A 13,431-nucleotide genomic window follows, 5' to 3' on the forward strand; every position below is an offset into this window, starting at 1 on the left:
GGCTATTTTTTGCGTAAAAGTTTACCGGCTTGACCCTGGATGGCCTGGTTATGCCAGGCAGGCAGGCCATTTACGAATACCCATTGAATGCCTGTCGCCAAAACATGGGGTTCCTGATAGGTCGCCGGCGCAAGGAGTTCATCCGGGTCAAAAAGAACCAGGTCTGCATAATATCCAGCCTCGATGATCCCGCGATGGTCCAGCTGCAGCGTTTGTGCCGGAAGTCCAGTCATTTTTCTTATGGCATCCGGCAGGGTCAATACCTTTTGATCCCGGACATAATCGGTAATGATCTTTACGAATGATCCGTAACCGCGAGGATGAAACATATCGGGGCTGCCATCGCTGCAGATCATCGTCATCGAATCCTTAAGTAATTCCACCTGCAGTGTTTCATCCATGATAAAGTAAGCTGCGGAAGCTCCGGACGGACCCAGATCGATAAGCACATCTTCAAAAGCCTTTCCCTGCTGTTGAGCGACCTCTGCCAATGTTTTTCCAAGGTAAGGGCCGGAACCGAATAAAGTGGCTTCGGGTCCATTTCTGAAATTCACCCTGTTTTTTAGATATGCCCGTAATTCCGGAAGCCGGTTCTCTACAGCACTTTGGTAGTCGTTTGGAGGTTTAGCCCATTCCGGGAACAATATGGAAAGGCCGGTATAACTTGCCGTATAGGGGTACCAATCCTGGGTTATGGGTATACCTGCAGCACGCAAACGGTGAAGCTCTTCGACGATCTCTTTTCCGCGGACGCTGCCTTTTCCATACACGGATTTGATGTGTGATACCTGAACCGGAGTGTATTTACCCATCCGGGCTAACTCCCTGATCGACTGGATGAGTACATTATCATCTTCATTGCGCACATGACTCATGACCAATCGATGATATTTACCCGCAATCCTGGCCAGGAGCTCAAGTTCCAGGCTATCAGCAAAGCCTCCTGGTTCATATTCAAGACCTGTAGTTAGTCCAAAGCATCCGGCCTGGAGGGCATCATCCAGCAGTCCTGCCATGGATTGGAGCATCCTGTCATCCGGTTTTTTGGCATATTGTATGCCGGACAACACCCGTAAAGTTCCATGACCAACCATGGGAATAATATTGATCAGCTGGGGCACGTTTCCGACCCGGCTAAACCAATCACGGATATCATCCACCATGGCACTGGTCCCATCCTGTCCAAGGCAAACAGAGGTTACTCCCATGGCCAGGAAGTTTACAAATGCATCTTCTTTCAGTGGATTTCCATGTGCATGGGCATCGATGAATCCGGGGGTTAAATATTTGCCATCTGCCTCAATTACCTGGTCAATCTTTAAACCGGTACTTTCAACCTTGCCGGCATATGCGATCCGGTCTTCCAGGATGAGCAGATCTCCGGGGTAGGCGGGAGATCCGGTCCCGTCCAGAATCATTGCGTTCCGGATTAAAATTGAAAAATGCTTATCCGGATGGTCATCGATGAATTGCTTCCAGGTGTTATCCTGTGCCCGGGTACAGCCTGCACTTAGCGACAACCACCAGACTATGATCAAACTCCGGATAATCGGGAAGGTGTGATTATTTGCAACCAGAGAACCATTCGTCTGACCGGGGATTCTCATGCATCGCGTTTTAGAATGGCGATTCCCAGTGGAGGAATATTCAGGTTGATCAGGTATTTTGGCATGATGCCGGTAGAAATGTGGACGGATATTTTTTCAGCATTGATTATACCGCTGCCACCGAAGTCAGGATGGTCGCTGTTCAATACCTCAACCCACTGGTGAGACTCGGGCACTAAAAACTGGTAGTTGATCCGTGGAACAGGAGTGAAGTTGCAGGCGGCAATCAAGACATCTTCCGGATTTTTACCTTTCCTTGCATAGATCAACAGGCTCTGGCGGTAGTCGGATATCACCAACCACTCGAATCCGGCCTGCTCATAGGCTAACTCATAGGCAGCTTTTTCTGTCCGGTAGAATAGGTTTAAGGCACGAACCCAGCGTTGGACCCCCTGGTGGCCGGGGTATTGCAGCAAGCCCCAGTTCAATTCGGATTTAAAGTTCCATTCATTGGTCTGTCCAAACTCTCCGCCCATGAATAGCAACTTGCTCCCCGGGTGCGTGTACATATAGCCGAAGAGCAAGCGCAGATTGGAGAACTTTTCAGCTTCACTTCCAGGCATTTTGTACAGCAGGGATGCTTTGCCATGAACTACTTCATCATGACTTAGTGGGAGAACATAATTCTCACTATATGCATAGATAATGCTGAAGGTGATTTGTCCATGATGGAACCGGCGGTGAATGGGATCCAGCTTAAAGTAATTCAGCGTATCGTTCATCCAGCCCATCATCCATTTCATACCAAATCCCAAGCCTTCATGATCTACGGGCATGGTGACGCCGGGAAATGCTGTGGACTCCTCTGCAATCGTCTGGACATCCGGAAATCTCCGGTAGACTTCATTATTCATATCCCGGATGAACTGGATCGCAGATAGATTTTCGCGTCCACCAAATTCATTGGGTTCCCATCCGCCATGTTCACGCGAATAATCCAGATAGAGCATGGATGCTACGGCATCAACGCGTAATCCGTCGATGTGGTAATGTGATAGCCAGAATAATGCATTGGATATCAGGAACGAGCGCACTTCCGGACGTTCGTAGTTAAAAATGAGACTTTCCCAATCCGGATGGTATCCTTTGCGTGGATCCGGATGTTCGTACACATAGGTGCCATCAAACTGACCTAACCCGTGGGCATCCGAAGGAAAATGACTGGGTACCCAGTCCAGGATGACGCCAATGCCGGCCTGGTGGCATTGGTCGACTAGATACATCAGGTCGTCCGGTGTCCCATAACGTGGACTGGCGGCGAAGTAACCTGTTATTTGATAGCCCCAGGAAGGTTCGTAAGGGAAGGCCATCAGGGGCATGAATTCGATATGGGTGAATCCCATATCCACCACGTATGGTATCAGCGTATCAGCCATTTCCCGGTAGGAATAGGAGTTGCCGTCGTAGTGTCTCCGCCAACTGCCCAGATGAACCTCATAAATGGTCATCGGGCTGTTCAGACTATTGCTGGCTTTACGTGATCCCATCCATTTCTCGTCATTCCACGTGTATTCCAGTGGCCAGACTACACTGGCAGTCTGGGGTGGTTCTTCCGCCCAAAAGGCATAGGGGTCAGCCTTCTCGATGTATTGTTCCGTGTAATTTGATTCAATTCCGTACTTATACATAATTCCCAGGTCCAATCCGGGAATAAATCCTTCCCAGATGCCCGAGGAATCGGGCCGGACATGTAGTGGGTGGCGATGCCTGTGCCAGTTATTAAAATCGCCAAGAACATATACCTTATGGGCTGCGGGTGCCCACACTGCAAAATACACCCCTTTCTTTCCATCAACTTCCATCATCCGGGCTCCGAATTTATCGTACAACTGGAAGTGTTTGCCCTGGCGGAAAAGGAAGACATCCAGGTCGGAAAAAATGCTGAATTCAATGACCGATTGAAGATTTTGCATGCTTTATTGGTTGAATATCCACTGGATGAGATTTGGCAAGGCATTGGCCCATGTAGAAGGCTCATGCCGTCCACCCTGGATTTCAAGATAAGCAATATCTTTTCCATTTTCATAGCCCAGTGACTCCAGCACCCGGATCACATCCTGCGTGTCGTCAATAGAGTCAATGATGCCATTATTGTTGCGGTCCGAGCTTTCATCGTCGGTGCCGGTTTGAAACCAAAACTTGAGCCCGGGCTTATAAAATGACCGGCTTAATCGATCATGCATGATGCGATGCGCATCCGGACTTGCCGGTGAAAAGGCTCTTGAACGCCACCAAAAGGACCCGGAAAACACGCCTACTTTCGAGAACAATTCCGGATGTGCCCAGCCAATGTCTAATGCAGATAAACCACTCAGTGAAAAACCTATAATGGCTGATCGTATTGTGGTCGGTTCAAATCGAAAGATCCGCTTGATGAATGGATATAATTCTACGACGAGGAAATGCTTGTATTCACCGGCAAGAGATCCCCGGTTTTTATAATCAGGCTGTCCCGAAACACCATAATCCTGTAACCGGTGGTCCGATGCGTGGATACCTACTGCAAAAGCTTGTAAACCAGCTCCTTCGATTTCTTTCAGAACTTGTGCTATGCGCACTTCATCAAGGATCTGTCCATCATTGAATACCAGGAAATAGGCATCCTCTGCCAGCTCGTCAGGAACATAAAAGTCCAGTGAAAATGACCTTTTCAGAACTTTTGCATAGAAATTGGAAATCGTCAATGTTTGCATACCTGCAAATATAACGTTGGACGTTTAATTATCAGATCCTGACTTGACTGAGGTATCCTAGAACAGACAGGCTAGCGTTCAAGCCACCCTATAATCGGATTCAATTATTTAAGTTTCGGACCCTTCCGAAATGGGTAATTCTGAGTAATTTTGCAGAGAACTAGCTTATTAGCTTATCATTACGCATTAACTTGTTTCGAATCGGAAATCACACGCATGAAAAAAATAGGAATCCTCTTTGGCCAGGAAAATACGTTTCCTCAGGCATTTGTTGATGAAGTCAACAGCCGCGGAGAAAAAGACATTGTCGCAGAACTTGCTCATGTCGATGAATTATTTCAAGGGAAACCTTCTGGCTACGCCGTGCTTATTGATCGCATCTCCCAGGACGTCCCTTTCTACAGAGCCTATCTGAAAAATGCGGCCTATACCGGTACCGCAGTGATTAATAATCCCTTTTGGTGGAGTGCAGACGAAAAATTCTTTAATAACGTCCTGGCTCAGGATATTGGGGTAGCTGTCCCAAAGACCATTCTTTTGCCCAGTAATACCATGCCGCCGGATACCAAGGACACCTCCTTTCGTAACCTGAAATATCCACTGGAATGGGAAAATATTTTCGAATCCCTGGGAGGCTTCCCTTTATTCTGTAAACCGCATGCCGGCGGTGGTTGGAAATCTGTGTACAAGGTCCATGATGAAAAAGAATTTTTTGATGCATATCATGAGACAGGAGACCTGGTCATGATGTTACAAGAGGCAATCGAATTTGAAAGCTATTTTCGGTGCTATTGCCTGGGCACCAAATGGGTACATATTATGCCCTATGAGCCGCGTAATCCACATCACCTTCGCTATGTTAAAGATGAGGGCACAACGGATCCTGCATTGCTGAAAACGATTGAAGAACAGGTAAGGCTTCTCAATGAAGCATTAGGTTATGACTTCAATACGGTAGAGTTTGCGGTGCGTGATGGGGTTCCGTATGCCATCGATTTTTGTAATCCGGCGCCGGATGCGGACATCCATTCCGTTGGTGAAATAAATTTCGCCTGGATCGTGAAACATGCTGCCGACCTTGCCATCGAACGCGCCAAAGCCCATAAGGAAGGTCAAATGAATTTACGGTGGGGCACGGCAATCCAAAGATCTGTGAAAGAAGGCTTCGGAACAAACTCCCGAAAAAAGAAATAAATGATGAATCCAAGGTGCAAAGTTGCCATTCTTGACCTCTATGATGGCACCCCTAATATGGGGATGAAAAACCTCAAGAATATTCTTAAAAACCATCCGCATTCATTCCAGGTCGAAATATTTGACGTAAGACAGAAAGGAGAAATCCCTTCGATGGATCATGATATTTATATCAGCTCGGGCGGCCCCGGATCTCCTCTTCCGGAAGGTCATGCCTGGGAAAAAGGATATTATCAGTGGCTGGACGAATTGATGGAGCACAACAACGATCATCCGGAAGCCCCTAAATATGCTTTTTTTATTTGCCATAGTTTCCAGATGCTCTGCTATCACTTAGGGTTGGGAGTCATCGAGCCAAGGCCTAAAAAATCATTTGGAATTTACCCGGTATCTAAGACGGCAGGAGGTAAAGATTTTGAATTGTTTGAAGCTTTGGGCGATCCTTTCTACGTGGCTGATTTTCGCCAGTTTCAGGTCGTGGATCCTGATATAAATGCTTTTCGGAAATGGAATGCATCGTTGCTGGCGATAGAAGTGGAAGATGAAGTTCAACTGAGGTTTGGAGCATTAATGGCCATCCAGGTAGGCGAGTACATAACCTCGACCCAATTTCATCCCGAAGCGGACCCTGAAGGTATGCGGGACTATGCACAGAAAGATGATTGGCGAAATACCATTTCCCAGCAATATGGTGAAGACATTTATTGGGAGATGATAAAATATTTAAATGATCCAGAAAAGATAGAAGTAACTTTCCAACAGGTGTTGCCTGGCTTTTTGGATAAATCAGTAGGCTCATTGCTCAATTCAGATGTTCTCATCTCCTGACCTTTTAATGTCAATGTCTCTATGTTAGACGTATACCGCGACCAGATCAATGCACTTTTTACACCACAATTATATGAGTCGTTTCTTGAGGACTTAGGTGGCCGATTCAACCACCGCCCCCAATTTAGAGTAGCGGAGTCTCCGGTTATTTTTGACCTTGACCTGCTAGGTTCGGCAGTCAAAGCAGGAGAGGAGGTGGTTGATTTTCTGGTATCGGATACATTCAAATCCATGAGCAAACGCCTGCTGGATCGAAAAGTTGACGTACCCAATGAAACGCCGAATACGCTTTTCCTCCAAGTCGATTTGGGTGTCTGCGATATTAACGGGAAACTAAGTCCCCGGCTCATTGAAGTTCAGGGATTTCCAAGTTTGTATTTCTATCAATTGGCGCTGGCAGAAGCCTATCAGAGAAGTTATCCTTTTCTAACCGGGTTGGATCATTTTTTTGCAGAGCTAAATAACGAGAGCTATGTTGATCTTTTAAGAAGACACATACTGGCGGGAGAAAATCCTGAAAATGTAGTCCTGATCGATATAGAGCCTCCTAAACAAAATACTTATATCGACTTTGTCGCTACCAGGTATTATCTGGGTATTCCGGTCCGCTGCATATCTGAGATTAAGCGATCAGGCCGTTCATTGTATTATCTGAATGAGGCCGGACAAAAGATTGCGATCCATAAATTGTATAACCGGGTCATTTTTGACGAATTATTGCGCAGGCCAGATTTGCCGCTGGAGTTTACATTGCGGGAAGATGTGGATGTGCATTGGGCCGGACATCCCAACTGGTATTTTAAGATCAGCAAGTATTTACTACCTTATATTAACAGTGAATTCGTACCAAAGTCCAGTTTTGTCCATGAGATTCTTGATGATCTCCCGGACAACTTACATGATTATGTCCTCAAGCCATTGTATTCGTTTTCGGGAGAAGGGATAAAATTTGATGTGACGAAAGAGGAGATAAGAGCACTTGAGAACCCAGATGAATACATCTTACAGGAAAAGGTTAATTACGCGCCCATAATCCGTACGCCAAGTGAGCCGGCTAAGGTTGAAATAAGATTAATGTATCTGTGGCCTTTCCACAAAGACCGTCCTATTCTTATTCACAATCTGATTCGCATGAGCAAGGGTAAAATGATTGGGGTGAAATACAACAAAGACAAGGATTGGGTGGGGGGCTCAATCGGATTTTACCAACATCCCCACAAAGCCTGAGTTAATAAACAGAATCCACTACAACAAGTCTTCGATGCTTGGACGCGGGATTTGTTCCTAATCAGCAGAAAGGGATTAATGCAAAGGGTTATTTGCTGGCGGAACAGCCGCATGAAAATGTTCCCGTATTTGAAATGCTAAATCATCCAATCGGTTTTTGACGCTCTGATCATCAGTACCCTGAACGATGCATCCTACATGGTGTGCTTTGCTGATCGTCCACACCACATCCGGGTCCTGATAAAACTGTGGTTGTGGATGCTCCATTTTTGCCAGTGAAATGATAATTCCGGTCGGTATGTGTTTGAGTTCAGGAAGTACGTACGATTCTTTTTTAGCAACTGCTGTTTCCAATTTCGCCCATTCTTTCCAAAGGTTCACATTGGTTGCCTGATAGATCATATCGGCCAGGTGAGCGCCACCTACCCGGGATGAAGTTTCGATCAGGTAGAATTGCCCGGTTTCGTGAGACCGCACCCATTCGCTGTGGCTCGCCGACTGGCGCATATTAAATGCCTTCATCAGGTCCTGATTGAGCTTAACCAGTTCCTGATGGTCGGGATGGTCCTGGGATAACAGCATAGACCGGAATATTCCACCGCCGTGAGCTACCTCGAATGGAGTATCCAGGTACTGGGAAACGCAGGTAAAAACATTTTTTCCTTCAAACGTAATGGCATCAACGTGGTAAATGGAACCGGGAATGAAGCTTTCGGCAAGGAATCGATGGCGGTCATCGCCCAATTGATGGACTGTATCCCAGAATGATTCTTTGTGATGGACTTTCCGTATTCCTGTAGCAGAAGCTTCTCCTCTGGGTTTAATCATCCAGGGAGGCTGCGTCTGCTCGAGAAATGTATTGATATGCTGGTCACTGAATAAAGACGTAAAAGGTGGTGCCGGAATTCCGGTTTCCAGAGCCCGTGTCCGCATGGAAAGCTTGTCCCTGAAATAGCGAGCCGTCGTATCGCCCATGCCTGGAATGCGAAAGACTTCACGGAGGTGTGCCGCTTTTTCTACATCAAAATCATCCAGGGCAACAATCATGTCAATTGGACGCGATCGCATCACAAAGGCCAAGCCACGCTCCATGTCCAACCAATTCCAGTTATGGTGCTCATCAAGTGATAAATAAAATACGTCATCAATGGAACCCCAAGGCCAGGCAGCTTCTTTCAGCGTGTCAGCAGTGAGGAGATAAACCGTATTGCCAAGTTCTTTTGCCTGGATGATAAAGTCAGTTCCTTTAAAATAGGAAGCGACGCATAAGACGGATTTCTGCATAAATAAATTACTTAATCAACCCTATTTGCGTATTGGCGGGTATCGACGCTTTTTTCTTAAGGACAATGATGCCGTCCCGGATTACATAAGAATCGGTTTCTGCATCTTCAAGACTGTCATCACCTAATATGGTCACATTGTTTCCTATTCGGCAATTTTTATCAATGATAGCATTTTCAATCCGGCAGGAATGCCCGATACCCATCGGTATGGGGTTCGACCGATCCATGATTTGATCCAGGGTTTCGAAATAATCATTACCCATAACAATGCAATTTCGGATCAGCGTGTCGTGACCAATTCTGGACCGGATACCGATGATGGATCGTTCGATTTCTTTGGCATGGATGATACTTCCTTCCGCGACTACAGCCCGGTTAAATCTGGTTCCAAATACTTTTGATGGAGCAAGCATCCGAGGCCGGGTGAAGATGACCGAGGTATTGTCGAACAAGTTGAATTTTGGAATATCGTCGGTTAACTCCAGATTTGCCTGGAAAAAGGATTTGATGGTTCCAATATCCGTCCAGTAGCCGTCGTAAGCATAACTCGCTACATTAAATCCTGATTTTATGGCATTCGGTATGATTTCCTTGCCGAAGTCAACCGCTTCCGGGTGATCTTCAAATAACTTGCGCAATATGCGTTTGTTGAAGATGTAAATACCCATTGATGCCAGGAAATGGCGTCCATCATTGGTGAAACGCTCTTCAACCTCCGATTTCCAGTCATCAAGTATTTCTTTCTTGGGCTTTTCCGTAAAGCGATCGACAAACCCGAATTTATTAACCTTCATGATGCCAAAACCCGTCGCATCATTGGCCACCACCGGTATGGTGGCAATCGTTATGTCAGCGCCTTGTGCTATGTGATAGCGGGCCATCAATTCAAAATTCATCTGGTACAACTGGTCTCCTGAAAGAATGAGCAGGTAATCAAAGTCCTGATTGACCAGGTGATGCATGGATTGCTTGACGGCATCTGCTGTACCCTGGTACCATTTGTCACTGCTGGGTGTTTGTTCTGCAGCCAGAATATCAACAAAACCGTTGCTGAAATTGTCGAAGTGGTAGGTGTTCTTGATATGCCGGTTTAAGGAGGCAGAATTAAACTGTGTCAGGACAAACATCCTTTTTACACCTGAGTTTAGACAGTTGGATATGGGTATGTCGATCAGACGGTATTTAGCAGCGATGGGTACCGCAGGCTTTGATCTGTCCTTGGTAAGTGGGTAAAGGCGCGATCCGGCACCGCCTCCTAGTATCAGGCATATCATCTTAATTCTCATGATATATAAAATTTTATCGTAATATATTATGAATTATTCGATTCCCATATAATATTTATACCAGCCGATATAATCCTGTGCAACCCGCTCCCAGGAGTGATCTTTCGTCATCGCCTCCTGCATGATCGCGTACATTCTGGATTTGTGCTGATACAATCTGATCGACCGGTGAAAAGCTGCAACAAGATCGTTTACATTAAGCTGGCTGAAACAAATCCCGGTGCCCTGCCAGTCATCGATATCGATCACTGTATCCTGCAAGCCGCCGGTGCGCCGGACAATAGGTAAAGTGCCGTAACGCATGGCATACAGCTGATTCAGTCCGCAAGGTTCTTCCCGGGAAGGCATCAGCAGGAAGTCGGAACCAGCATAAAGCTGATGGGATAAAGCTTCGTTGTATTGGATGATGGTCTTGACCTGGTCCCCGTGGTGATAGGCCAGAGATTTGTAGGGGTCTTCGTATTGAGCCTCGCCCGAACCTAATATGATGAACTGGATCTGGGTGGTTTGTTGAATAATACTCCAGATGGCATCAGCCAGGATGTCAACACCTTTCTGATGCACCATACGACCGATAAAGGTAAGAATGGGCAATCCCGGATCCAATCCGAATCGTTCGCAGAGAATGGCTTTATTCCCCCGTTTGTAAGCCAGGAAATCATCTTCCAGGTGAACCTGGATCATCGGATCCGTTTTTGGATCCCACACCTCATTATCGATACCGTTGACAATGCCGGATCCTTTCATCCATTCTTGCTGCAGAAGCCCTTCCAGTCCTAAGGAAGATTCTTTCATCTCTTCAAGGTAAGTCGGGGAGACCGTGTTATAAGCCCAGCAGCATTTAATAGCACTTCCGAGCATATTTATGCTGTTATCCCAATCCAGCATGCCCGCTGCAGGTCGTTCATAAAATGGTAAAAGATGGTTGTTACTCCAGCCGTAACGTCCCTGGTATCCGCCATTATGAATGGTCAGGAAGCTGGGCATTTCGGCAAGGTCTGCATAAATGGGGCAATAACGCATCATGAAAGGGATAAGTCCGGCATGATGATCATGGCAATGGATGTGGGTAATGGGTTGCTGGGTGACAATGATCCACTGGAGGACGGCTTGTTGAAAGCAAATCCACCGTTCAAACGAATCACCAAAATAGCCGTATTGATCGGAGTATATTCCGGCCCGGTCAAATTTACCTGGAATGTTAACCACGTACAACGTGAAGCCAAGATCATCATCGGTCAGTTGCTGGATCTGGTAAGATACGCTCCAATTGTACATCCGGACTTGACCGAAGAATATCTCCTGAAATTGATGGCGGGCAAACCAGGGTAAGGCATACTTTGGAATGATAACACTGGCTTGCATTCCTGCCTGGTTCAGATATTTTGGAAGTGCGCCAACGACGTCGCCCAACCCCCCGGTTTTTGCCGCTGGATAACATTCGGCACTAACGTGTAATACATGCATACGATCCCGGTTGCTTTGCCTTCAAAATAAACAATCTTAAAAGAAAGTGCGATGTTCTGGGTATGAATTCTTAATGACTTAAATTTTGAAGTCCAGGATCGGATAATGGAAAAGTGCCCGAATGAGACGGATTAGTTGCCTTGGAAGTTTTCGAGCCAGCTGATCAGTAAATCAACGCCAAAGCCTGTGCCCACTTTTTCTTTGCTGAATACCGTCTCCTTTAAGGCAACAGCCGCGATATCCAGATGTGCCCACGAAGCAAATCCTCCGATAAAAGATTCCAGGAACTTGGCTGCAACTGCTGCTCCAGCAAGCGGACTATTGTGAAAATGACGAATATCGGCAATGGTGGATTCAAGTTCCTTTTCATATTCTTCCCACAAAGGTAACGGCCAAATTTTTTCTCCCGATTCTATGGAAGCTTTCATGAGCTCATCGGAAAGTGAAGCATTGTTGGAGAAAAGAGCACCTCCCAGATAACCGAAGGTTTGTACTGCACTGCCAGTCAGTGTGGCCAAATCGATCAAGTGATCCAGGGTATAATTTTTAAGAATATAGCTCAACCCGTCTGCAAGGAGCAGCCTGCCTTCGGCGTCGGTATTGATGATTTCAATGGTCTTGCCGGAATAGGATGAAATGACGTCTCCTGGCCGGTACGCCAGACGGTCGATATGGTTTTCCGCACTGGGAATGATACCGATGAGCCGGATTGGCAGGTGCAGGTCCGCCGCCGCCAGGATGGTCCCGAGAACTGCTGCAGCTCCGCCCATATCGGACTTCATGTAATGCATGTTTTTCCCATCCTTAAGCGATACACCACCCGTATCAAAAGTTACCCCTTTACCAACCAACCCGACGGTGGCAATGCAGTTCTCCGGATGATAATCCATTTCTATCATAACCGGGGGATAACTACTTCCCTTTCCAACATTCCAGAGCCCCCACAATCCTTCCCGCTGAATGTCTTCAGCAGAATGAATGCGAATGTTGATCGGTCGGTTTTCCGCTTCCCGTAAAGCAAAGTCTGCCATGTATTGTGGGGTGCATACATTGCCAGGTTCATTGACCAGGCCACCTATTTTTTCCAGCAGGGCACCCTTATAACTTCCTTTGGATATGGCAACTTCCATTGACTCCCGTGATTCGTTGCCTGCTAAGGAAATGTTCCATGCCCTTGCCGGTACTTCATCCGAAGTTTTATGAAGTCCCAAATTTTGTCCGCCCCACCAGAGGCCTTCTGAAATGGCTTCCAGGGCCTGGGCCGAAAAGAGTGCCAGGTCGATCAGAATGATCGGGTTCGTATCTAGTTTGCGACAGTTGAAAATAGCTTCAGCTGCCAGGTTCTTGATCGCCGAGAACGTGTATGCCTTGGTCCTGAAAAGATGTAACCTGATCTTGCCTTCTTCCAGATACAGGGTAGGGGATTCATCCTGGTATGCCTGCAGGATAAGGTTGATGGGTAATGGGTCAGGGAAATTTCCGGCGAATTCCAGGAGATTTCGATCGATGGAATCTTTCAGACTAAAAAGCCAAAGAGGGCCTTTAAGGGATAGTGGTTCGGTTTTATAACTGATTTGCATGGAATATACTAGTAATAAGATGGACTCAATGTTTGGGGACTCAAAATTGCAAAAAAATAACAGATCGCTGTATGATGTACCTAATGACTTGATAACATTTATGGTATAACTGATAAAGATTTCTAATTGTTATCATTTAATTGACTTGGGGTCAAAAATAATTCCCGGATTATCTATTTGGCAAAATATTTGGGGTAGTAAAATGCTGGATTGACATGTCTTCACTTCCCCGCGACATGTTTCATGACAAACCCGAGTCTAAA

Annotated in this window: 10 protein-coding genes; 3 read left to right on the forward strand and 7 right to left on the reverse strand. The window is 46.3% G+C overall.

Translation table 11 applies throughout. The features are described from left to right. Positions 1–2: 2 nt before the first annotated feature. The 3 genes from H6570_07485 to H6570_07495 are packed head-to-tail and all read right to left on the reverse strand — an operon-like array spanning position 3 to position 4,300. Positions 3–1,607 (reverse strand): amidohydrolase family protein, encoded by a 1,605-nt coding sequence (locus H6570_07485; GenBank protein MCB9319105.1) that lies wholly within the window; start codon positions 1,605–1,607, stop codon positions 3–5. Next, positions 1,604–3,520, reverse strand: coding sequence for a 1,4-alpha-glucan branching protein GlgB (gene glgB, locus H6570_07490; GenBank protein ID MCB9319106.1), 1,917 nt, complete (start codon positions 3,518–3,520; stop codon positions 1,604–1,606). Before glgB ends, H6570_07485 begins: the two co-directional genes overlap by 4 nt. Positions 3,521–3,523: 3 nt before the next feature. Next, on the reverse strand, positions 3,524–4,300 hold the full coding sequence (locus tag H6570_07495) for an esterase family protein (protein ID MCB9319107.1): 777 nt from the start codon (positions 4,298–4,300) through the stop codon (positions 3,524–3,526). Between the two features lie 216 nt (positions 4,301–4,516). Between H6570_07495 and H6570_07500 the strand changes: the two genes are divergently transcribed. The 3 genes from H6570_07500 to H6570_07510 are packed head-to-tail and all read left to right on the forward strand — an operon-like array spanning position 4,517 to position 7,549. Next, positions 4,517–5,494: a hypothetical protein gene (locus H6570_07500; protein MCB9319108.1), complete on the forward strand. Its 978-nt coding sequence runs from the start codon at positions 4,517–4,519 to the stop codon at positions 5,492–5,494. Continuing rightward, the gene (locus H6570_07505; protein ID MCB9319109.1) at positions 5,495–6,322 is read left to right on the forward strand and encodes a GMP synthase; all 828 of its coding nucleotides are present in this window, start codon (positions 5,495–5,497) and stop codon (positions 6,320–6,322) included. Positions 6,323–6,343: 21 nt separating this feature from the next. Next, positions 6,344–7,549 carry a hypothetical protein gene (locus H6570_07510; protein ID MCB9319110.1) on the forward strand — a complete coding sequence of 402 codons (1,206 nt, stop codon included), beginning with the start codon at positions 6,344–6,346 and terminating at the stop codon, positions 7,547–7,549. A gap of 75 nt (positions 7,550–7,624) precedes the next feature. Here the strand turns inward: H6570_07510 and H6570_07515 are convergent, their stop codons facing one another. The 4 genes from H6570_07515 to H6570_07530 form a co-directional block, all read right to left on the reverse strand. Further along, complete coding sequence (locus H6570_07515) at positions 7,625–8,833, reverse strand: ATPase (protein ID MCB9319111.1); 1,209 nt, start codon at positions 8,831–8,833, stop codon at positions 7,625–7,627. A gap of 7 nt (positions 8,834–8,840) precedes the next feature. Further along, positions 8,841–10,121: a glucose-1-phosphate adenylyltransferase gene (locus H6570_07520; protein ID MCB9319112.1), complete on the reverse strand. Its 1,281-nt coding sequence runs from the start codon at positions 10,119–10,121 to the stop codon at positions 8,841–8,843. A gap of 33 nt (positions 10,122–10,154) precedes the next feature. After that, on the reverse strand, positions 10,155–11,588 hold the full coding sequence (locus H6570_07525) for a glycogen synthase (GenBank protein MCB9319113.1): 1,434 nt from the start codon (positions 11,586–11,588) through the stop codon (positions 10,155–10,157). 131 nt (positions 11,589–11,719) lie between these two features. Further along, positions 11,720–13,168 carry a leucyl aminopeptidase gene (locus H6570_07530; GenBank protein ID MCB9319114.1) on the reverse strand — a complete coding sequence of 483 codons (1,449 nt, stop codon included), beginning with the start codon at positions 13,166–13,168 and terminating at the stop codon, positions 11,720–11,722. Positions 13,169–13,431 lie beyond the last annotated feature (263 nt).

The organism is Lewinellaceae bacterium (genome assembly GCA_020636135.1).
In the GTDB taxonomy this organism is placed as follows: domain Bacteria; phylum Bacteroidota; class Bacteroidia; order Chitinophagales; family Saprospiraceae; genus JAGQXC01.